This is a genomic window from Microbacterium gorillae (genome assembly GCF_050990725.1).
Taxonomy (GTDB): Bacteria; Actinomycetota; Actinomycetes; order Actinomycetales; family Microbacteriaceae; genus Microbacterium; species Microbacterium gorillae_A.
The window spans coordinates 3410673-3432900 of record NZ_CP158844.1; the positions used below are offsets into that span (position 1 = coordinate 3410673).

Consider the following 22228-nt stretch of genomic DNA (forward strand, 5'->3'; position numbering starts at 1 on the left):
GGAGCATGCGCATGAGCAGTCAGATCGACCACCTGCTGAACGAATCACGGCGATTCCCGCCGGCGCCAGAGTTCACGGCACAGGCCAACGCCACGGCGGATCTCTATGACGAGGCTGCCGACCGCGAGGCCTTCTGGGCGCAGCAGGCTCGCGATCTGATCACCTGGCACACGCCGTTCACCGAGGTGCTCGACTGGTCCAACCCGCCGTTCGCGAAGTGGTTCGCCGACGGGAAGCTGAACGTGGCCTACAACTGCCTGGACCGTCACGTCGAAGCGGGCAACGGTGACCGCGTCGCGCTGCTGTGGGAGGGTGAGCCCGGCGACTCTCGGGCAGTCACCTACGCCGAACTGACCGACACCGTGAAGCGCATGGCCAACGTGCTCGAGGGTCTCGGTGTCACGCAGGGCGATCGCGTGGCGATCTACATGCCGATGATTCCCGAGGCGACCGCGGCGATGCTCGCGTGCGCCCGCATCGGCGCCATCCACTCGGTGGTCTTCGGAGGATTCTCCGTGGACAGCCTGCGTTCGCGCATCGACGACGCCGGAGCAAAGGTCGTCATCACCGCCGACGGCGGCTACCGCAAGGGCAAGGTCTCGTCCCTCAAGCCGGCCGTGGATCAGGCGCTCGCCGATCGCAACGGCGAAGGCCCACAGGCCACGGTGGAGCACGTGATCGTGGTCAAGCGCGGCGACAACGAGATCGACTGGGACGCGGAGCGCGACATCTGGTGGCACGAGGCCGTCGAGGCAGCGAGCCCGGAGCACGAAGCACAGGGCTTCGACGCTGAGTCGCCGCTGTTCATCCTCTACACGTCGGGCACCACGGGTAAGCCCAAGGGCATCGTCCACACCTCAGGCGGCTACATCACCCAGGCCGCGTACACCAACCGCATCGTTCACGATCTGCACCCGGAGACCGACGTCTACTGGTGCACCGCGGATATCGGATGGGTCACCGGGCACACGTATGTGACCTATGGTCCGCTCGCGAACGGCGCGACCCAGGTGATGTACGAAGGCACACCCGACGCGCCGCACCCCGGCCGCTGGTGGGAGATCATCCAGAAGTACGGCGTGACGATCCTGTACGCGGCTCCGACTGCTGTGCGCTCCTTCATGAAGACGGGCCGCCAGATCCCCGAGCAGTACGATCTGACCTCGATTCGTCTCCTCGGTTCGGTGGGCGAGCCCATCAACCCCGAGGCGTGGATGTGGTACCGCGAGGTCATCGGCGGCGGCTCGGCTCCGATCGTGGACACCTGGTGGCAGACCGAGACCGGCGCGATCATGATCAGCCCGCTGCCCGGTGTCACCGAGCTCACCCCCGGGTCCGCTCAGATCCCGGTTCCCGGCATCGATGTGGCGATCGTCGACGAGGGTGGCAACCCGGTTGAGGACGGCAACGGTGGTCTGCTGGTGATCACGCGGCCGTGGCCGAGTATGCTGCGCGGCATCTGGGGCGACCCGGATCGCTACGTGGACACCTACTGGAAGATGTTCGCCGACAAGGGCTACTACTTCGCCGGCGACGGCGCTCGCAAGGACGAGGACGGCGACATCTGGCTGCTCGGGCGCGTGGATGACGTGATGAACGTGTCCGGACATCGCCTGTCGACCGCCGAGATCGAGTCCGCCCTGGTCGCACACGAGGCCACCGCGGAGGCCGCCGTGGTGGGCGCGAACGACGAGACCACCGGCCAGGCCGTCGTCGCCTTCGTGATCATCAAGGAGAACTACCTCAAGGCGCATCAGGTGGACGGACTCGCCGACACGCTGCGTCTGTGGGTGGGACAGCAGATCGGTCCGATCGCGCGCCCGCGCGACGTCTACATCGTCGGAGAGCTGCCCAAGACCCGCTCCGGCAAGATCATGCGTCGCCTCCTGCGCGACGTGGCCGAGGGCCGCGAGGTCGGCGACACGACGACCCTCGCCGACACCGCCGTGATGAGCGTGATCTCCAAGCAGGTCAAGTAGTCACGATCCAGACGCGAAGGCCCGACCGTTCCTGCTCCGGAACGGCCGGGCCTTCGTCCGTGCGCGGGGCGTGGGCGCGGCCGGGGTGGTCTTGCGCGGCAGCGGACGGCGATCACCGCGCTTCACGCCGTGCGTGAGCCCCGGGCCGGGCGTCGGCATCTCTTGTGACGGGGGTTAGGCATCATACATACTTACCTTCAACCCGACTGATGCTTCACCTCCCCTCCCCCGAAAGGCGCATCATGTTCTCTCGCCGTCCCCGCGGCCTGTCCTCACCCGTCCCCTCACGTCGCAACCTCCGCGCCGCGCGGTTCGGTGGTGCCGTTCTGGCCACCGTCGGGCTGATGTTGACGGGACTTCCCGCCGCCGCCGATCCCACCTCCATCGTGGACGTCCACGTCTTCATCGCTGATGGCTCCTCCGAGGCACCACTCGCGGGCGTGCGCGTGAATGTCCAGCGCTCCGAGGGCGACGGAACCGCTCTCGTCAGCGGGATCACCGGCCCGACCGGCGAGGTGAGTCTGGCAGTGACCGGCGAGCCCACGAGCTACATCGCCGAGGCGACCTGGCCGGGCGCGCGCGGTGATCTGGAACAGACGACGGTGCGCACCGAGTTCTTCCTGAGCGACGATGCCTCCGCCGACCTCCTCTTCTGGGGCCAGTACAACACCGTGGCCGGATGGCTCACCGCGTCGACGGCCGACGGCTACCTCAGCGATTTCGCGGGCGCGTCGCTCGCGGTTCGCAGCCAGGACATCGTCGTGCAGCGGATTCCGGTCCAGCCCGACGGCTCGTTCCAGACCGGTGCCCTGCCGACGAGCAGCGATGACGACTATCGGCTGACCTTCGAGCCGCCGGCGGGATACCTCCTTGCGGAAGAGCAGCCGTCGGTGAACAGCGCATTCGCGCTCCCCCGGGATCTCGGCTCCCCCCTTCAGGTGGAGCGTTCGTTCGCGCTGGTGTCGATGACGACACCCGAGCCGACTCCGACACCGACAGCGCCCGAGCCCACGAGCACGCCAGAGCCCACGGTGACGCCGACGCCAGAGCCGACTCCGACGCCGGAACCGACGGCGACCCCGGAACCGACCGCAACACCGGAACCGACTGCCACTCCGGAGCCCACCCCCACTCCGGAGCCCACCTCCACTCCGGAACCGACAGCGACCCCGGAGCCCACTCCAACGCCGGAACCGACCGCAACGCCGGAACCGACTGCAACGCCGGAACCGACTCCCACCCCAACACCGGAACCGACGGTCGAGCCCACCGCAACTCCGGAACCCACCCCAACACCGGAACCCACCCCAACACCGGAACCCACCGCGACACCGGAACCCACGGTTGAGCCCACGGCAACGCCCGAACCCACCGGAACCCCAGAGCCGACAGCAACACCGACAGCGACGCCGACCCCGACGCCCACCTCATTTCCGCCCGGGTCCCCGACGCTCAGCGTTCCCGGTGCTGTGAACATCTCCGATGTGTTCACCGCTCCCAGCAGCACGATGCTCCTCGAGATCCTTCGTGGGCTGCAGACGCAACAGCCCACCGTCGTGTTCGGCGATGTGGGTCAGGTGCTCGGTGTCGCCTGGCAGCCCGGTATGTCTCCCGTCACTCTGTCGCCCATCTTCACCCCGGTCATCCCGCTGCTTCCCGACGTGAATCTCGGCCAGCAGCCCGTCGTCGCCATGGACCTCGAGGCCATGTTGCGCGCGGTCGCCGACTCCCGCACGTCGACGACCGACGCTCAGCTGCTCGCGCAGATTCGGGCGATCCAGGATCAGAACACGCTGATCACCGCCTACCAGGCGCTGCTGTCTGCCGCGAACGGATTCAACGCCGCTAACACCGACGAGGCCTTCGCGGCCGTGGTCGAGGCTGCGCGCGCCGCCGCGGTCGACGACCCGTTCCTGCACGCCGCTCCCGCGGATCGCGCATCGAAGCTCAGCGAGCTGATCTCCGCCGTGAAGAAGAAGGTCGATGCCGCTGCGAGCCTGCAGCAGATGGACGCCCTGCGTCTGCAGGAGCTGACGAACAAGCGCAACGAGTCCGCCGACCTCATGGCCGACATCACAAAGAAGATGGAGGATGCACGCTCGAAGCTCATCGGCACGATGCGTTCGGAGCCGGTCGGCATCGGAACGCTGCAGTGGGATCGGGGCGCTGTCACCGGCTCATTCGATCTGAGCCGGGTTCCGGCGGGTGAGCACCACCTCATCCTCGACTTCGCGGACCTCGGTGTCACCCTGGTCTCCGACGCGACGGTGGGCCGAACCGCGCTGCCCACCACCGGTGTCGAGCAGTCATCCGCACCCGCGATCGGCGTCGGTCTGCTGCTACTGGGCGCGCTGACGTTGTGTGCACCCGCACTGCGACGGGGGCGTCGCGCCACCCGCTGACGGAACACGGAACGAGCCCCGTCGTACCCGAGGGTGCGACGGGGCTCGTTCCGTTTCAGGCGAGTCCGAGCTCCGCTCCGGGGATGGCCGCCAGCAGCTCCCGTGTGTACTCGTGCTGCGGCGCGTCGAAGATCTGCTCCGGCGTTCCGCTCTCCACGATCCGCCCGCGCTGCATCACGTGCACATGGTCGGAGATCATGCGGACCACCGCGAGGTCGTGGCTGATGAAGAGGTAGCTGAGTCCGAGACGCTGCTGCAGGTCGGCGAGCAGATCGAGGATCTGTGCCTGCACCAGCACGTCGAGCGCTGAGACCGCCTCGTCGAGCACGACCAGCTCCGGCTCCAGAGCGAGGGCCCGGGCGATCGCGACGCGCTGACGCTGACCACCGGACAGCTCGTGCGGCAGCCGAGACGCCATCGCGGAGGGCAGCGCCACGCTGTCGAGCAGCTCCGCGACGCGCGCGCGGCGCGATGCGGCCGTGCCGACCCGATGCACCGCCATCGGCTCCTCGATGCTCTGCTGCACCGTGTATCGCGGATCGAGGGAGGCGAACGGGTTCTGGAACACCGGCTGGATCCGCCGGCGCAGCGCGAACATCTGCCGACGCCGCGCGCTGGCGATGTCGATGCCGTCGATCGTGATGGTGCCGCTGGTGACATCCTCGAGTCCCAGCACCATGTTGGCGGTGGTCGACTTGCCCGAACCGGACTCCCCCACGATGGATACTGTGCGCCCGCGTGGGATCTCGAAGCTCACGCCGTCGACGGCGGTGAACGTCGTCGGGCCGCCGGCCACGGGGTTTCGCAGCGAGAACACCTTCGTGAGGTCGGAGACGATAACGAGCGGCTCGGAGGAAGTGGCCGATCGCTCCGGCAGCGGTTCCCGTCGGCTGGACAGGCTGGGAGCCGCGGCGATGAGCTGTTTCGTGTACTCGTGCTGCGGGTTGCGCAGCACCTCCTCGCTGGTGCCCGTCTCCACGACGTCGCCGCGGAACATCACGACGATGCGATCGGCGCGCTCGGCCGCGAGCGCGAGGTCGTGGGTGATGAGAAACACCGCGGTGCCCAGCTCGTCGGTCAGCGTGTCCAGCTGATCGAGGATGCGCCGCTGCACGGTGACGTCGAGCGCGGAGGTGGGTTCGTCCGCGATGAGCAAGCGCGGACGGCACGCCAGGCCCATGGCGATCAGCACACGCTGGCGCATACCGCCGGAGAACTCGTGCGGGTACTGACGCGCGCGGTTTCGTGCGTCGGGGATGCCGACCATGTCGAGCAGCTCGATGACGCGCTCGGTGGTCTTCTCCCCCTTGGTGAGTCCGTGCACCTCGAGCGCCTCGCCGATCTGGTCGCCCACGCGCATCAGTGGATTGAGGTTGGACATCGGGTCCTGTGGCACGAGACCGATCCCGGCACCACGCAGGCTCACCATCTGATGCTCGCTGAGCTCGGTGATCTCGCGCCCGTCGAAGCGGACGCTGCCTCCGGTGATGCGCCCGTTCTCGGGAAGCAGTCGGTTGATCGCGGCCGCGGTCGTCGACTTCCCGGAGCCGGATTCACCGACGACAGCGACCGTCTCGCCCGCGGCGACGTCGATCGAGACGCCCTTGACCGCGGTGACGGTCTCGGATCCGGAGCGGAAGGCGATCGAGAGGTTCTCGATGCGCAGAACGGGTTCCGTGCTCATGATGTGCTCTCCCAGGTGAGGTTCGGGACCGCACGAAGCGCGTCGGTCCAGATGGAGTCGGTGGTTCGCGGCTCGGCCGCAAGGAGGCGGTTGCTGAGCACAGCCACCGCGGTGTCGGCGTCGGGAAGCACCCCGAACGCGCATCCGGTGAAGCCGGGATGCCAGATGATGCGGTGAACCGTGCCGTCCCGCCGCACTCGGCCCGTCCGCCAGCCGAGCGCCTGGCCGTGATCCGGCCCCTCCGCGAAGAACTCTTGGGAGACCTGCTCTGCGACGAAGTCGTCGCAGAGCAGGGCGCGGCCGAGTGTGAGCAGATCCGCCACCGTGGTGAACAGGCCGGCGTGGCCGGACACGCCACCGAAGGCGTGGGCAGCGTTTCCGTCGTTGACGGTGCCACGGATGTCCGCCTCGCGCCAGGTGAAGCCCGGGTCGGCGAGCAGGACGGGATACGGCTCCCCGGTGCGGACCATGCGCTGCTCGGTCGCATCCCCATGACCGCTCACCACCGCATCCTCGACCGGACCGTATCCGGTCGAGGACAGCCCCAGCGGCTCGGTCACGAGCGCTCGCACGGCCTCTTCGAGGGGCGCGCCGGCGACTGCCGACACGATCCGGCCGAGGATCATGAAGCCGAGGTCCGAGTAGTGCCTGCCCGAACCGGGCTCATAGCGCAGCGCCAGCTCGCACACCGTCGCCCACGGATCGGGAGTGAAGTAGAGCGGCTGCCATTCCCAGAGCCCTGCTCGGTGAGTGAGGAGATCGCGGACGCTCGCGTCGGCCGCGCTGCGCACCTCCGGGAGGATGCTTCCCGCCGCGACATCGATGTCGAGCTCGCCCTGCGAGACCAGGCGCATGAGTGCCGAGGTCGTCGCGGCGACCTTCGTCACCGACGCCACGTCGAAGCGTGACAGCGGCGTGACGGTGCCTCCAGCCCCGTCGACACCCCCGGCAGCGACGTCGACGACACCGGCGATGGACGTGCCCACGACAACGCCGGTGGGCGGATTCGCCCCGGTCAGGATCTGGGCGACGGCTGCGGTGGTACTCATATCGTCTCCTCCGTGATGGTCTCGATCCCGAGCCCATCACGCTCGCTCAGCAGGATGCGGTCCCGCTCGTAGCGCGCCCCACCGACCACGGGTGATCCGTGCAACCACAGCCCGCCATCGAGATCGTGGACGCGGTTTGGCGCGCACGCGCCCGCCACCGCAGCAGCGGCGGCAACGCCCACTGCGCTCTCGAGCATGCAGCCGACGAAGACACTGACACCGGCATCGCTGGCCCGCGTGGCGAGGCGTAGCGTCGCGGTGGGACCCCCGCTCTTGGCCAGCTTGAGATTGACCGCATTGGCGGCACCGAAGGCGAGAATCCGATCCAGATCATCGTCCGTGCGGATCGCCTCGTCGGCCAGAACCGGGATTCCCACCCGCGATCGCACGGTGGCGAGTCCGGCGATATCCGCGGCGGCGACGGGCTGCTCCACCAGCTCGATGGCGATGCCCGCGCGCTCCACGGCATGCAGCCGACCCACCGCGTCCGCGACGCTCCAGGCCTGGTTCGCATCGATGCGGATGCTGATATCGTCGCCCACGGCTGCTCGGACCGTCCGCAGCAGCGGGACCAGGTCGCTCGCCGCATTCACTTTCAGTTTGATCGTGCCGAACCCCCGCTCGACGGCGGAGACCGCGGCGGCTTCCGTCTCGGCCACGGACGCGGCGGACAGGGTCATGTCGGTTCGGACTGACGAGGATGCAGCTCCGAGCCCAGCGGCGAACGAGCGGCCTGCGCGCTGGGCGGCCAAGTCCAGCACGGCGCATTCCACCGCACTGCGCGCCGCGGCATTCCCCCAGACGGCCCCCGCGATCATGCCCGGCAGATCCGGATCCGCGGGATCGCGTCCCACCACGGCGTCGGCGAGCGGCCCCGCGACCACGGCCGTCACCGATTCGGGACTCTCCCCCGTCACCCGCCAGCTCACGGCTGCTTCGCCCCAGCCCGACCGTCCGGCATCGTCGCGCGCCTCGACGAGGGTCACATCGAGGTGATCCGCGCGCCGCACGGCGGTGACGAACGGCTGCGCCAGCGCGAGCCGACGACGGTGAACGAGGAGCTTCGTGATCATCCGATCACCTTCTCCATCTGCTGCTCGGTGCTGCCGAACTCCTCCTCCACGCGCGTGGTACCGGTCGGCACCCACCCCCGCGAACGGTAGAAAGCGACCGAGGGCGCGTTGTCAGCGAACACCCAGAGGTGTGCGCGCTCGAAGCCCGCTTCGGCAATGCGCGCGACCGCCGCGTCCAGCAGCATCGATCCGATGCCCGCTCCGTGGATGTCGGGGTCGACGTACAGCGAGTGGACATCGCCGGCCGACCAGCGCGTCACGCCCACAACGGATGCGTCACGCACGGCCACCAGACTCGCACCCTCCGCCGCATCGAGCACGCGCCGCCACAGGGCGGCGGCGCGCTCGTCCGTCATCGCCGCGATCGTCTCGTCGGCGAGGATTCCGCGATAGCTCTCGCGGAAGCAGCGCAGAAACAGCGCGGTGATCGCCGCGTGGTCGTCGGCGACGGCGGGACGGAGGGTGATGGTCGTCATGCGGATTCCAGGCGCAGGTCTCGCAGCACGGGCACGGGCGCGGGAAGCCGCAGCGGCCCGGCACCGGGTGTGATCGTCCCGAGCACGCGGGGTTCGCGAGCGCCGGTACCACCGGGGACGATCGCGGGAACGGCGTGCAGGGTGCACCAGCCGATGAGCGAAAGGAGAATCGCCTCCTTGGCATCAGCGGGTGCTCCCAGTTCGTCCGCCAGTACCACCTCCGTGTCGGGAAGGCCGGCGCGCAGCCCCTCGAGGATCACGGGGTTGCGCACGCCTCCACCGGACGCGGCGAGATAGCCGACGTCCGCACGGCGAACGTCGTCCACGATCGTGCGAACCGTGAGCTCGGTCAGGGTCGCGATCAGATCAGCGGGGGCGACCTCACGACCGAGTGCCGCGACATGCTGGTGGACGTACGGGAGGTGGAACAGCTCCTTGCCCGTGCTCTTCGGCGCCGACTGTGCGTAGTACGGCTCCGCGAGGAACGACGCCAGCAGCTCGTCGTCGACGGTGCCCGAGCGAGCAATCGCGCCGTCGGCGTCGAACCCGAGCGGATTGAGGCCGAGATCGGTGACCACGGCATCGATGAGGGCACCGGCAGGACCGATGTCGTACGCCACCACCGAGCCGTCACGGATGACGGTGACGTTGGAGATGCCGCCCATGTTGAGCGCCGCCGCGGTGCCACGGCCCCGCAGCAGCAGCTCATCCAGGAACGAGACCAGCGGGGCACCATGTCCGCCCGCGGTGATGTCGCGGATGCGTACGTCCGAGATCACGGGTGCCCCGGTCAACTCGGCGATCCAGGCGGGCTGGCCGATCTGGAGAGTTCCGCGCGCATGCCCGTCCTCCACCCAGTGGAACACGGTCTGCCCGTGAGAGCAGATCGCATCGACCGCACCGGCCGCGGTGATCGAGGCCGCCGCTGCGTCTGCGAACGCCTGCCCCACGAGGGTGTCCAGCTCGCACATCTCGGCGAAGGTGGTGGGGTGTGGCGGGAGGGCGTCGATGATGCGCTGCCGTAGCGCCGGCTCGTACGGGGTCTCGGCGGTGTGCACGACGCGACCGACGAGGTGGCCGTCACTCTCCTGGAAGTCGACGATCGCGGCATCGATCCCATCGTGGGACGTACCGGAGATCAGTCCAAGAATGCGCATCAGTGCTCCTCCTCCGACGCATGGCGCCGGTTCTGCAGGGACGGGGCCGCCGTTCGGGCGGTTCGGGGGTTTCGGGTCATCGCTTGCCGCGATTGCGAGGATCGAGGCTGTCACGCAGTCCGTCGCCCAGCAGGTTCAGGCCGACGACCAGCAGCACCACCACGATGCCGGGGGCGATCATCGTCCACGGCGCCACCATGATCAGCGTGCGTGCTTCGAAGATCATCGATCCGAGCGAGGGAGCGGGCGGCGGGGCACCGAGACCGAGGAAGCTCAGCGCAGCCTCCGTGAGTACCGCCCACGACAGCGAGAGCGTGACCTGAACGATGATGATCGACGTGAGGTTGGGGATCACGTGGCGGAACACCGTCGCGATGCTGGACTGCCCCGTGCTCTTGGCAGCCTTCACGTACTCCACCTCGCGCAGCGTGAGCACGGGTCCGCGCGTCACGCGGATGAAGATCGGCACGTACACGATGGCGATGGCCACCGCGATCGTGAACCAGTTGCGCTCGAACACGGATGCCAGCGCCAGGGCCAGCAGCAGCGGCGGGAAGGCGAACAGGATGTTGGTGATGGCCGTCACGACGCCGTCGGAGATGCCGCGGTAGAACCCCGCGAACACACCCGCGAGGGTTCCGACGACGGTGGCGAACGCGACGGCGACCACGGCGATCAGACCGGAGTTGGCGACGCCCGCGGCCACGCGCACGAACACGTCGCGTCCGAACTGATCGGTGCCGAACCAGTGCGCACCGCTCGGCGGCTGCAGCCGCGAGGGCGGATCCTGCGCCAGCGGGTCGTACGGGAGCCACCCGAACGCGGACGCGAGGCTCAGCAGCGTGAGGAGGATGACGAGGATCAGACCGATGAGACCGGAGCGGCTGCGCAGCAGCAGCCGAACACGTTCGCGCAGCTGACCGCCGCCGGGGGCGATCGCGGTGGTGGAGAGGTCGCTCATGATGCACGCACCCGGGGGTCGATGATCCGGTAGAGAAGGTCGGTCAGCAGGTTCACGATCACGAAGGACAGCGCGATGATCAGCACCGTGGATTGCACCAGCGCGTATTCCTTCTGCTGGATGCCCAGCAGCACCTGACGGCCGATCCCGGGGAGGGAGAAGATCTGCTCCACCACGACGGCACCGCCGAGGAGATAGCCGAACTGGAGGCCGGTCATCGTCACGATCGGCACGAGGGCGTTTCCAAGAACGTGGGTGAACTGCAGGCGGCGCGCGGGCACGCCCTTGGCACGCGCCGTGCGGATGAAGTCGTTGGAGCGCACCTCCAGCACCGCCGTACGGGTGGTCCGCATGATCGGTGCCGCGATGCCGAAGGCGAGCACGAAAGCGGGCATCAGCATCTGTTGGAGGTTGAGGCCCGGGTTCACCCACAGCGGGGCGTATCCCTGACCGTTCGGGTTGTAGCCGAAGGACGCCGCGAAGACGGCGAGCAGGGCCGTCCCGAGAAGGAAGGCCGGGATCGAGAGACCCGCGAGACCGACGACCTGGCCCACCGCATCTCGCGGGGAGTCAGGCTTGGAGGCGGACAGCATGCCGAGCGGGATCCCGATCACCAGCGCGAGCACGATCGAGAGGATCGCCAGCTCGATCGTCACCGGCAGCGAGGCCGCGGTGAGGTCGGCGACGCTTGTCTGCGCGCGGGATGAGAAACCGAGGTTCCCGACGAAGATGTTGCCGAGCCACGAGAAGAACTGCACGATCAGGGGCTGGTCGATGCCGTAATAGGCCTCCAGCGCCTGCCGCTGCTCCGGCGTCAGCGACGCTCCCTCTGTGCCCAGGCTCGCGGTGATCTGGTCGCCGGGGATGGCGCGCAGCATCACGAACACGAAGACGGCGACGCCGAACAGCGTGCCGATCGCGGCGAGGATTTTCCGCAGCCAGACGTTGCGGAGGATCGATCTCAGCATGGATCAGCTCCCGTGGATTCAGGCGAACGTGCGGGGCGGGCGTGATGCCCGCCCCGCACGTCGGATCAGTTCAGACCGGTGGTGCGCAGCGACTGCAGCGAGCCGTTGGCCATCGGGGTGAAGCCGGTCACGTTCGACGTGGTGGCGGTGTAGGTGTAGCTCGTGAACATCCAGATCCACGCGGCGTTGTTCTCCAGCTCATCGGAGACCTGCTCGTAGATCTTCTTGCGCTCGGCGGGGTCGCTCGTGGCCTTGCCGTCCGCGAACAGCTTGTCCAGCTCGGGCGAGCTGTAGCCGGCCACCTGGTTCAGGTTTCCCGTGCTGGTGAAGTAGCGCGAGTACATGCCGTCCGGGTCCGGACGACCGCCGTTGAGCGCGACAGCGGCGTCGAAGTCGCCGGCCTTCCACCGCTCGACGTACGCGCCCGACTCCAGAACGTCCAGCTTCAGCGTGATGCCGGCCTCGGCCAGCTGCGACTTGAGGTTCTGTGCTTCGTTGACGGACGTTGCGTACTCGCCCTGGGACACGATCGTGGTCAGCTCGACGCCGCCCGCCTTGCCTGCCTTCGCGAGGTATTCCTTGGCCTTGTCCAGGTCACGGGTGGGGCAGGGACGCGCATCGGGGTCGGAACGGTAGGCCGGCGATGTGATCGGGCCGGTCACCTCGCCCTCGCCCAGTGCCGCCGTGTCCAGCACCTGCTGACGGTCCACGGCGCACTGGATGGCCAGGCGGACGTTGACGTCGGAGACGGCGTCCTTGTGGGCGTTCAGCTGCAGCGCGTGGTAGCTCAGCTGCGGCGTCTTCGCGACCGAGATGGTGCCGGTCTCGGCGGTCTGCGCCACCAGCGGGTCGTTGAACACAGCGAACTGCACGTTGCCGGATTGCATCGCGGACACGATGGAGGACTCGTCGGGGATGACGCGGAACTCGACCGAGTCGAGGATCGCCTTGTCGCCCCAGTAGGACTCGTTGCGCTTGAGCGTGATCGACTGGCTCGGGGTGCGGCTGTCGAAGCTGAAGGCACCGGTGCCGTTGGGCTTGGTCTCCAGAGACGACTCAGCGTCGTCGCTGGAGAGCATCGCCATGTTCACGACGGCGAGGTTGGCGAACAGCGCCGCGTCCGGCGACTTCATCGTGAGGACAACGGTGCTCTCGTCCGGTGCGGCGACGGATGCTACCGAGGCGAGCGATGCGGCCGAGACCGCAGCCGTGTCCGGGTTCATGATGGCCTCGAGCGAGTGCTTCACGTCGGCGGAGTCGAACGCGCTGCCGTCGGCGAACGTGACGCCGCTGCGGAGCGTGAACGTGACGGTGAGGCCGTCTTCGGAGACGTCCCACTTCTCGGCGAGCCCGGGAACCACGTTCAGGTCGGCGTCGAACTCGGTGAGCGTGCCGTACAGGTTCTGCAGCACGTTGACGGCCTGGAACTGCGTGGCCTTCCACGGGTCCAGGGTGTCGGGGTCGCTGGTCACGCCGATAACGAGGGCACCGCCGGCCGCGGCGGCACCGCTGCCCTCGGGCGCCGAGCTCGGCGACGTGTTGCCACCACCGGAGGTGCAGCCGGTGACGACCAGCGCCAGTGCGGCCACGAGGCCGGTCGTGGCGAGGGTGACGCGCATCCTGCGCGATCCTGCGTTCATGAGGACTCCTCTTCAGATGCCTCGCCTGACGATGGGTGCTGTGCCGCCGAGGAGAGCATCGGTGATCTCGATTGGCACAAAAGTACACCAGAACGTTCGCAGATGAAACTTTTTTCCATGCACGGTAGTGTCAAGCCGGAAAGAGGAGTTCCGATGAGCCCAACGACCGCCCGCGATGATGCGAGCGCGACCACCGTCCTCGTCCGCATGCGGGCGATGATGCCCGAGCTTCGCCCCACGGAAAAACGGATCGCCGACTTCTTCCTGGGCGACCCCCTCACTGCGGCGGAGACGTCGGTCGGTCTGATCGCCACGGCGTGTGACACATCCACCACGTCGGTGATGCGCTTCGTGCAGCGTCTCGGCTACGCGCACATGAAGCAGCTGCGCGCCGACGTCCTCGCCGCCAGCGTCAGTGAGCGCCTCATGGCCGAGCGGCTGACCGAGGCCCGCGGCGACATCGAGCGCGACGACAGCATGGACGACATCGTGGCCAAGGTGTCGCTGGCGGAGACGCTCTCCATCGCCGACACCGCGCGCACTCTGGATACGACGGAGCTCGCGCGCGCGGTGGAGATCGTGTCACGCGCGCCACGCGTGGACGTGTTCGGACTCGGAGCCAGCGCCTTCATCGGACTGGACCTGCAACAGAAGCTCAACCGCATCGGCCGCACCGCTCTGTCGTGGAACGACGCGCACGCCGCGTGGACATCCGCGGCCACGTACGACGCCCGAAGCGTCGCGATCGCGGTGTCCCACTCCGGAAACACCAGCGATACGGTCGAGTACCTCTCTCTGGCTCGAGCCCGCGGTGCGGCGACCATCGCCATCACGAACCACGCCGGCTCCCCACTCGCTCAGCAGGCGGACATCGTCCTCACCACCGCGGCGCGAGAGACCGGGTTCCGCTCCGGAGCGCTGGGAAGTCGCATCGCTCAGCTCATGGTGGTCGACTGTCTCTTCATCGGCGTGGCGAGCTCCGAATACGACGCATCGATGAGCGCGCTGCACTCCACGTACGACGCGATCCAGCGCATGCGAAGCCGCTGAGATGAACGCCCGCGCAGCTGTCTATCTGGCCTTCGCCGGACTCGGCATCACCACGGCCACCTTCCCGGCGCTCATTCCTTCTCGGGCCGCAACGGACGGCGAACTCGTGCTGCTCGCCGCGCCGATGCTGTTCTTCGGGCTCTTGATCGGTGTGCTCGTGACCACTGCCATCGGCGCGCGCCTGCGTCCGACAGCAATGGCGGCGATCGGATCCACCGTCCAAGCAGCGGCGCTCATCGCGGTGCCGATCGCGCCGGGCGCCGTGGGGTTCGTCATCGCGGCCGCGATCGGCGGTCTCGGGTTCGGCATCTCCGAGGCCGCAGGCAACCTCGTCGCGCGTGCTGCGGCGGAGACCGTCGGAACGGCCGGGCTCCTCGCTCGGCTCACCGGCGTGGTCGCGATCGTGGCCGCCACGGTTCCTCTGCTCTTCGCTGCGGCCCTCGCCGAGCCGTGGCGGCTGTCGCTGATCGGGATCCTCGCGGTCGCTCATCTGCTCACGGCGATGCTGCTGTGGCGCTCGGTTCTGCCCGATGCGCGTCCCGCCATCGCCGCCACACGCCTCGGCCACCGTGGCACGCTTCTGATCGTCGCGATCACTCTGGCGTTCTTCGTGGGTGTGGAGAGTGTGTTCGCCGGCTGGTCGGCCGTTTTCGGCGAGCGTCTGGCGGATCTGTCACCGACCGCCGCGTCGATCGCGACCACCGCGTACTGGGGCGTGGTGGCAGCCGGCCGCTTCGGTTTCGCCGCGCTCGTGCACCGGGGGCATCCGCCGCGGCGCACCTTCATCATCGGAATGATCGCCGCGACCGTGCTGCTCGGCGTTGCCGCATCGGTTCGCGACGCGGCTCCTCTGGTAGCACTGGTGTGCATCGCGATCGTGGTGGCGACGCTCGCGACCGGCTACGCCGCGCTGGTGGGCATCGGCCTCGACACAGCTTCGGACGCGCAGGCACCGCGCGTCGTCGGGATCCTCGTCGCGTGTGGTGCGACCGGCGGCACAGTGATCCCGGCTCTGCTGCTCGCCACGACCGGCGATCCCACCGCCATGGCGACGCTGGCGGCGTGTGCGGCGCTCACCGCCGCCGTCGCTATCACGTCCGCCATCGTCGCCGCGAGGCTCACCTCCGCCCACTCCATGCATCGCTGAGCGAACGCCACCGCTGCGGTCGCGAAAGCGCGCCCGCCAGCTGTCACAAAGCTCGCGCGTCGGCCTCCGGGCGCTGAGCGCCACCAGCGAGACGAAAGCACCGAACACACGAACGGCCTCCACCCGTCGGGCGGAGGCCGTTCGTCACACCGGACGTCAGGCGACGGTGAAGATCACCTCGACCTCGACAGGCGCGTCGAGGGGAAGCACGGGAACACCCACGGCGGAGCGGGCGTGCACGCCGGCGTCACCGAAGATCTCACCGAGCACGACAGAGGCACCGTTGATGACACCCGGCTGCCCCGTGAACTCGGGGACGGATGCCACGAACCCGGTGAGCTTCAGCACGCCGGTGACGTTGTCGACTCCGCCAACGATCGCGGCTGCGGCGGCGAGCGCGTTCAGCGCCGCCTGACGTGCATAGGACTGTGCGTCGGAGGCGGGAACGAGCCCGTGCCCCTCCCCCACTTTGCCTACGGCGGGAAGCGCGCCGGAGACCATGGGCAGCTGACCCGACGTGTAGACGAGGTCACCGTGGCGAACCGCGGGGACATACGCGGCAACGGGCGCTGCGACCGGAGGCAACTCGATGCCGAGCTCGGCGAGACGGGCGGAAACGGTCATGCTCACTCCTGGAACTGCTGGGCGGCCTGCGCTGCGGAAGCGAGGCCGGTGTTGGCGGGTGCCGCGTCGGTGACGGGGCGCTTGAAGTAGCCGACCAGACCACCTTCGGGTCCGGTCACCACCTGCACCAGCTCCCAGCCCTGCTTGCCCCAGTTGTTGAGGATGGCTGCGGTGTTGTGGATGAGCAGGGGTGTCGTCAGGTATTCCCACGTGGTCATTGAAAGCTCCGAATGCGGCGAATGAGAGGCCGTCCTCTCAGGGAGCGGCATTAGCATCTAGCCTATGCCTCGAACCAAACGCACGGCCAGCGGCGTCGTCGGCGGCCTTCTCGGCCTCGTCGGCCTCAGTGCCATCGCCGGTGTTCTCGTCACCGCGACCGTCACTCCCGCCATCGCCGTCGGCGGTACCGCGGCCACCGGCGCGATCTCGATGTTCAACGAGCTGCCCCCGATGCTCGAGATCGACACCGCCATGTTGCCGTCGACGTTCTACGCCAAGGACCCGGCAACCGGACAGTACGTCGAGATGGCGAAGTTCTACGAGCAGAACCGCGACCCGGTCACACTCGAGCAGGTCGCGCCGGTGATGATCGACGCACTGCTGTCGAGCGAGGACAACCGCTACTTCACCCACGGCGGGATCGACTTGATGGGAACGACCCGAGCCCTCATCAGCAACGCGCTGAAGAAGGAGACCTCGGGTGGCTCGTCGATCACCCAGCAGTATGTGAAGAACGTGCTTCTGCAGAAGTGCGAACGCGAGGCTACTCCCGGTGATGAGGAAGCGCTGAAGAAGTGCGTCGACGAGAACGCCGGTGTCGATGGCATCGAGGGCATGGAGCGCAAGCTCCGCGAGATGCGCTACGCGATCACGCTGGAGCAGCAGTACACCAAAGAGGAGATCCTCCTCGGCTACCTCAACATCGCCTCCTGGGGCGGACTGACCTACGGCATCGAGGCCGCCGCGCAGCGCTATTTCAGCGTCTCGGCCGCCAACCTGAACCTCAACCAGGCGGCGACTCTCGCCGGCATGGTGCAGTCGCCGAACTACTACCGTCTCGACCTTCCCGACAACGAGGACAACGGCACCGCGAACGGCTATGCCGGCACGAAGGAGCGTCGGGACACCGTTCTGTACAACATGCACAAGGACGGGAAGATCACGAAGGAGGAGTACGACGCCACGCTCGCCGCTCCCATCGAACCCGTGATCAAGGATCTCAAGAAAGGCTGCGCCACTGCCGCTGGCGCCGAGTACTTCTGCACCCTGGTGCAGGAGAGCATCCTCTCCGATCCCGCATTCGGCGCCGAACAGGAGGACCGCGAGCTCCTCCTGAACCGCGGCGGCCTGAAGGTCTACACCACGCTGGACTGGAACCTGCAGACGCGCGCGAACGACGCGATGCACTCGCTGGTTCCCGCCGCAATGGATGGGATCCTCGTTGGTTCGTCGGGACTGAACATCGAAGCGTCGACCGGTCGCGTCCTGAGCCTGACGCAGAACACCAATTACGACCCTGTGGGCGGAACCCCGGGGACAACTCCGCTTGTCTTCGCTGGAGACTATCGATGGGGCGACCAGAGCACAGGGTTCTCGGTCGGCTCGACCTTCAAGGTCTTCACCCTGATCGACTGGCTCGAAAAGGGAAAGTCTCTGAATGAGCAACTCGATGGCAGGTACCGCAAGAACTTCACCTCCCACTGTGGCGACGACACCGTAACTGGCACATCAGAGAACTTCGCGAGCAATCCTGGCTACCGAGGCACGCCATTGAGGTTCACCAAAGACTCTCTGAACACCGGGTTCTTCGCCATGGCGGAGCAGCTTGACGTGTGCGAGATCATCGAGGTCGCCAAGCGCTTCGGTGCCGTCGACGGGCGCGAAGGAACGAACCCGGATACCGGTCAGCCCTACGACTTCGACAAGGTGCTGTTCACCCTTCTTGGCTCAGGCAACGTCTCGCCTCTCGGAATGGGCGGCGCATACGCAGCGCTCGCCAACGGCGGTGTCTACCACAAGCCGCGCCTCATCGACAGCGTTCAGAACGCCGACGGCTCCGAGATTGACCTCGGCATCAATCCCGCTGGAACGCCCGTGACGCGTCCTGAAGTGGCTGCGACTGCGCTCTACGCGCTGCGCGGCGTCATGGAGGGCGGTGGAACTGGAGCGCAGGGCAACCCTTACGACGGCACCATGGTGGGTGGAAAGACCGGAACGCACCAGTCTCAGCAGACCTGGCTGATCCAGACCAGCTCCCGGGTGACGAGTGTCGCCTGGGTGGGACAGTACAACGGCGATGTCCCGGTTGAGAGCACTTGGGTGGACCAGGCGGGGATGTACTTGAACAACATCCGCTACTACCTCGGTCGCGATCTCCAGTCGGCGGCGGATGAGTTCTATCCCGCTCCAGACTTCCCCGCACCGGATCAGAACCTCATCCGCACCGTCTACAAAGACCTCCCCAGCGTCATCGGCATGACCACGGACCAGGCCACGAAGGTGCTGGAAGATGCGGGATTCCAAGTCGCGGTCGGTACGCCGGTCGATGCTGACGAGGCCGCGGGAACCATCACGGCGCAGGATCCTGGCGCCGGAAAGGCAGCTGGAGGAACCACCGTCACCATCACGCCGAGCAACGGCAAGGGCAAGCCCGATAACTCGAAGGGCAACGTCACGGTTCCTGATGTGACGGGACAGGCCTTCAACAAGGCCGTTGCGGCTCTCCAGCAGGCGGGATTCTTGTCACTCCTGCAGATCTGCAACACGGATAGCAACGCCCCCGGCAACGGTGTCGTCACCGGGACGAATCCGGCAGGCAACACCAAGGCGAAGACGGACACCACGGTGACCATCACTTACTCGGCCAAGGATTGCAGTAAGACAGGATGACCATGACGTCGGACATCACAGCCTGATGCGATCCACGGCACGCCAGGCCCTCACCGCCCTCGGGGCGGTGGGGGTCGCCGGTGCCGCCGCCCTCACGTGGGGCATCGGCATCGAACGTCACCTGTACACGCTTCGACAGCACACCGTCGCGGTGCTGCCGGAGGGGTCCGACCCCATTCGCATCCTGCACGTGTCTGACGTGCACATGGCGCCATGGCAGGTGCGCAAGCAGGCCTGGCTCGCGTCGCTCGCCTCTCTGCGACCGGACCTCATCATCGACACCGGCGACAACCTCGGTCATGAGGATGCTCTGCGCGGCATCCGTGCCGGATTCGCCGGCTTCGCGGGCGTACCGGGAGCGTACGTGTACGGATCGAACGACGTCTTCAGCCCCGCGCCGCGCAATCCGTTCCGCTACTTCTCTGGCCCGTCGAAGTTCATTGAGGATGCGCCGCGGCTCGACATCGAGGGTCTCGATTCGTTCCTCTCGGATGGCCTCGGCTGGAACAGCGTCGACAACGGCGCAGCCTCAGTGGACATCCGTGGCCACCGCATCGACATCATCGGAACCGGCGACGCACATCGGCAGTGGGATCGCCTCGACGAGCTTCCGACGCATGCGGCTGCGCTGCGCGCCCAGGAATCCGACCTCCCGCGTCTCACGATCGGAGTGACACACGCTCCGTACCGTCGAGTACTCGACGCGTTCGCGGCCGAAGGCGCTGACATGATCTTCGCCGGCCACACCCACGGCGGTCAGATCCGTATCCCCGGTGTGGGTGCGCTGGTGGCCAACTGCGACATCCCACTGTCGCAGTCGCGCGGGCTCAGCTCCTGGCCGTCGGCGACACGCCCGATCCCCCTCAATGTGAGCGCAGGACTCGGCCACTCGATCTACGCGCCAATCCGCTTCGCGTGCCGCCCCGAGGCGTCTCTGATCACCCTGGTGCCCCGAAAAGGGTGACTTTGGTCAAGACCACCTCACCCGATCAGGTAGACTGAATGAGTTGTCATCAACGGGGTGTGGCGCAGCTTGGTAGCGCGCTTCGTTCGGGACGAAGAGGCCGCAGGTTCAAATCCTGTCACCCCGACACAATCGCCGAAGGGCCGGTTCATCAGAACCGGCCCTTCGGCGTTTCACCCTCCCACGGCTCGCTGCCGCGGGCTATCGGCGTCTCTCGATCCGAGGCGCAGATAATTGCAGGCAACGATTCGTCCGGAGGGGGAAGAGTGCGAGCACCGACAGCGGTCGGCCACGTCCTCGTGGCCCCAAGCCGCCACGCCTCCCCTGCCGAACTCACGGACGCGGGCGGTGAGTCGTGATCCACTCGCCGCGAATGGCAACGGTAGCAACGGCGCGGCTGCTGCTCGGCATCCTCGTGCTCGGCGTCCTCGCCTACACGTTCACGCTGCTCGCCAGGACCCACGGCGTCTCGTTCATTGACTATTTCGGGTTCTTCACCAACCTCACCAGCTTGCTCACCGCGATGGTGCTGATCGCGACCGGCGCGATGACCCTGCTGCGAGGGCGCACGCCACTCCCCCTCACGCTCGCGCGAGCCATCGCGACTGCGTGCATGATGCTGGTCGCTGTGATCTACAACGTGCTCGTTCCCGGAACCGGTGCCGCACCGCCGTGGGTCAGCGCTCTGCTGCACGTGGTGTTGCCCCTGCTCCTGTTCCTGGACTGGATCCTGATCCGCGACCACCCCGGCATTCGATGGCGCCACTTCTGGCTCGTCCTCCCATACCCGGTGGCGTGGCTCGCGGTGGTTCTCGTGCGCGGCGTCACGGACGGTTGGGTCCCCTACGGCTTCCTGCTGCCGGAACGCGGGTGGCTGAGCATCCTGCTGACCTCGCTCGGACTGCTCCTCGCCCTCGGAGCGGCGGGCGCGGTGGTTTGGGTCACGCGCACCTCACCGTGTGGACTGTCCGGCCAGCGTTCAGAAGCTGCTGGATAAACTGGTAGCTTCCCGCACAAAGGACTGTCTGCCGTGCCTGCACCGAAGCTCGTCGCCTTCGATCTCGACGACACTCTCGCTCCGTCGAAGTCCCCTGTGGACCCGCGCATCGCGCAGCTGCTCGTGGACCTCGCTGAGCGAGTGGAGGTTGCGATCATCTCCGGCGGGCAGTGGGAGCAGTTCCGCAACCAGGTCCTCGCCTATCTTCCCGCCGGCTCCGAGCATGCCCTGGAGCGTCTGCACCTGATGCCCACCTGTGGCACCCAGTACTTCCGACACGACGGCTCGGACTTCACCGCCGTCTACGCCGACTATCTCACCGACGATGAGAAGTCCCGTGCGATCACCGCGCTGCGTTCCGAGGCGGCGCGGCTCGGGCTCTGGGAGTCGAACCCCACGGGCGATGTGATCGAGGATCGAGGGTCGCAGATCACGTTCTCCGCACTCGGACAGCGAGCCGCTCTTTCCGACAAGAAGGCGTGGGATCCCACGGGTGCCAAGAAGGCCGCGCTGCGTGACGCCGTTGCCGCGCTCGTGCCGGATCTCGAGGTCCGCTCCGGCGGCTCCACCTCCATCGACATCACCCGCATCGGGATCGACAAGGCATACGGGATGACGCGTCTGTCCGAGGCGACCGGCATCGCGTTCGAGGACATGCTCTTCTACGGCGACCGACTCGACGAGGGTGGTAACGACTACCCCGTGCTGACTCTCGGCGTGCCTGCGCGCCCTGTCGAGGGCTGGGAGGACACCGCGGCGCACCTCGACGCGCTGCTGTTGGAGCTTCCGATCCGCATCTGACACCCCTTCCCTGGTCTGCATCGCACCCGGAGTGCGAGCGGACCGAGCGCAGGTCCCACGAAGCCCGACGGGCGAGGCGCGAGCCCCGGCAGAGCACGACTGGTGAAGCCCGGCGCGTTTCGAAGCGCGGGACCGCGAAACATGGGAAATCGCGAAGCGCGGGACATCGTCAAGCGCGGGCCCCAGAGCGCGACGGACCACGCGGAGGTTCGGCAGCGAGTCCGACGGGCGAAGCGCGGGGATCGCGAAGCGCGCAGGATCGCGAAGCGCGCAGGATCACGGATCGCGAAGCGCGCAGGATCACGGATCGCGAAGCGCGCAGGATCACGGATCGCGAAGCGCGCAGGATCACGGATCGCGAAGCGCG

General features: G+C 67.5%; 18 protein-coding genes and 1 tRNA gene. 9 read left to right on the forward strand and 10 right to left on the reverse strand.

The genetic code is table 11. From position 1 onward, the window contains the following. Positions 1-11 precede the first annotated feature (11 nt). Complete coding sequence (gene acs / locus ABTV68_RS15800) at positions 12-1979, forward strand: acetate--CoA ligase (protein ID WP_433674653.1); 1968 nt, start codon at positions 12-14, stop codon at positions 1977-1979. Positions 1980-2221: 242 nt separating this feature from the next. Beyond that, on the forward strand, positions 2222-4381 hold the full coding sequence (locus ABTV68_RS15805; protein WP_433674654.1) for a hypothetical protein: 2160 nt from the start codon (positions 2222-2224) through the stop codon (positions 4379-4381). A gap of 55 nt (positions 4382-4436) precedes the next feature. Here the strand turns inward: ABTV68_RS15805 and ABTV68_RS15810 are convergent, their stop codons facing one another. From ABTV68_RS15810 to ABTV68_RS15845, 8 genes are all read right to left on the reverse strand, one after another. Beyond that, positions 4437-6065, reverse strand: a complete 1629-nt coding sequence (locus ABTV68_RS15810; RefSeq protein ID WP_433674655.1) for an ABC transporter ATP-binding protein — start codon at positions 6063-6065, stop codon at positions 4437-4439. Further along, entirely contained in the window at positions 6062-7114 is a 1053-nt protein-coding gene (locus ABTV68_RS15815; RefSeq protein ID WP_433674656.1) for a serine hydrolase domain-containing protein, read from the reverse strand. The genes ABTV68_RS15810 and ABTV68_RS15815 overlap by 4 nt, the downstream gene beginning before the upstream one ends. Continuing rightward, positions 7111-8187, reverse strand: coding sequence for a mandelate racemase/muconate lactonizing enzyme family protein (locus ABTV68_RS15820; protein ID WP_433674657.1), 1077 nt, complete (start codon positions 8185-8187; stop codon positions 7111-7113). The genes ABTV68_RS15815 and ABTV68_RS15820 overlap by 4 nt, the downstream gene beginning before the upstream one ends. Then, positions 8184-8663, reverse strand: coding sequence for an N-acetyltransferase family protein (locus ABTV68_RS15825; protein ID WP_433674658.1), 480 nt, complete (start codon positions 8661-8663; stop codon positions 8184-8186). The genes ABTV68_RS15820 and ABTV68_RS15825 overlap by 4 nt, the downstream gene beginning before the upstream one ends. Next, positions 8660-9820, reverse strand: coding sequence for an anhydro-N-acetylmuramic acid kinase (locus ABTV68_RS15830; protein WP_433674659.1), 1161 nt, complete (start codon positions 9818-9820; stop codon positions 8660-8662). Before ABTV68_RS15830 ends, ABTV68_RS15825 begins: the two co-directional genes overlap by 4 nt. Positions 9821-9896: 76 nt before the next feature. Continuing rightward, positions 9897-10781, reverse strand: a complete 885-nt coding sequence (locus ABTV68_RS15835; protein ID WP_433674660.1) for an ABC transporter permease — start codon at positions 10779-10781, stop codon at positions 9897-9899. Continuing rightward, complete coding sequence (locus tag ABTV68_RS15840) at positions 10778-11749, reverse strand: ABC transporter permease (RefSeq protein ID WP_433674661.1); 972 nt, start codon at positions 11747-11749, stop codon at positions 10778-10780. The genes ABTV68_RS15835 and ABTV68_RS15840 overlap by 4 nt, the downstream gene beginning before the upstream one ends. Positions 11750-11814: 65 nt before the next feature. Next, a complete protein-coding gene (locus ABTV68_RS15845; RefSeq protein WP_433674662.1) occupies positions 11815-13389 on the reverse strand; it encodes an ABC transporter substrate-binding protein in 1575 nt (524 codons plus the stop codon). A gap of 153 nt (positions 13390-13542) precedes the next feature. Here ABTV68_RS15845 and ABTV68_RS15850 point away from each other — a divergent pair, with 153 nt between their 5' ends. Together ABTV68_RS15850 and ABTV68_RS15855 are read left to right on the forward strand one after the other, a co-directional pair. Then, complete coding sequence (locus ABTV68_RS15850; protein WP_433674663.1) at positions 13543-14439, forward strand: MurR/RpiR family transcriptional regulator; 897 nt, start codon at positions 13543-13545, stop codon at positions 14437-14439. Position 14440: 1 nt separating this feature from the next. Beyond that, positions 14441-15586, forward strand: a complete 1146-nt coding sequence (locus ABTV68_RS15855; RefSeq protein WP_433674664.1) for an MFS transporter — start codon at positions 14441-14443, stop codon at positions 15584-15586. A 156-nt stretch (positions 15587-15742) separates the two neighbouring features. Here ABTV68_RS15855 and ABTV68_RS15860 read toward each other — a convergent pair whose 3' ends face one another. Beyond that, positions 15743-16210: a RidA family protein gene (locus ABTV68_RS15860; protein ID WP_433674665.1), complete on the reverse strand. Its 468-nt coding sequence runs from the start codon at positions 16208-16210 to the stop codon at positions 15743-15745. 2 nt (positions 16211-16212) lie between these two features. Continuing rightward, positions 16213-16428, reverse strand: coding sequence for a DUF4177 domain-containing protein (locus ABTV68_RS15865; RefSeq protein ID WP_231091843.1), 216 nt, complete (start codon positions 16426-16428; stop codon positions 16213-16215). Positions 16429-16492: 64 nt separating this feature from the next. On the opposite strand from ABTV68_RS15865, the gene ABTV68_RS15870 reads away from it, so the two are divergent. The 5 genes from ABTV68_RS15870 to ABTV68_RS15890 all read left to right on the forward strand — a co-directional run bounded on the left by ABTV68_RS15870 (position 16493) and on the right by ABTV68_RS15890 (position 21861). Continuing rightward, positions 16493-19099 carry a transglycosylase domain-containing protein gene (locus ABTV68_RS15870; protein WP_433674666.1) on the forward strand — a complete coding sequence of 869 codons (2607 nt, stop codon included), beginning with the start codon at positions 16493-16495 and terminating at the stop codon, positions 19097-19099. 25 nt (positions 19100-19124) lie between these two features. Continuing rightward, the gene (locus ABTV68_RS15875; RefSeq protein ID WP_433674667.1) at positions 19125-20063 is read left to right on the forward strand and encodes a metallophosphoesterase; all 939 of its coding nucleotides are present in this window, start codon (positions 19125-19127) and stop codon (positions 20061-20063) included. A gap of 53 nt (positions 20064-20116) precedes the next feature. After that, positions 20117-20190, forward strand: a tRNA-Pro gene (locus tag ABTV68_RS15880). 246 nt (positions 20191-20436) lie between these two features. Next, complete coding sequence (locus tag ABTV68_RS15885; protein WP_433674668.1) at positions 20437-21060, forward strand: Pr6Pr family membrane protein; 624 nt, start codon at positions 20437-20439, stop codon at positions 21058-21060. Positions 21061-21093: 33 nt separating this feature from the next. Continuing rightward, positions 21094-21861, forward strand: coding sequence for an HAD-IIB family hydrolase (locus ABTV68_RS15890; RefSeq protein WP_433674669.1), 768 nt, complete (start codon positions 21094-21096; stop codon positions 21859-21861). Positions 21862-22228 lie beyond the last annotated feature (367 nt).